Below are 299 nucleotides of genomic sequence, written 5' to 3'. Positions count from 1 at the left end.
ACCAACTGAGCTACGGGCCCTCAACGTTGGTGAGCGGCGTTTTAATGGGCCAGACGGGATCGGTCAACCCCCCTTTTTATGCGAAGATGCACATCAGCCATGAAAAGACGTCAAATGGCGAAAAATACCTGCCAATCGCATGCCCGAATGTGCCTTTACGAGTAGCGAAATATAGCCGATGGCAAGACAGGTTCCAGCATTGGAAAAGATCGCGATATGCAGGGAGAATCCGGGCAAATAAAAAGCCCCCGAAACCGGTTGGGTTTCAGGGGCTTATTGGTGAGCCCGACAGGATTCGA

Origin of the sequence: Thalassospira sp. UBA1131 (genome assembly GCF_002311515.1) — a bacterium.
Lineage (GTDB): Bacteria > Pseudomonadota > Alphaproteobacteria > Rhodospirillales > Thalassospiraceae > Thalassospira.
Note: the sequence above shows the minus strand (reverse complement) of the source record.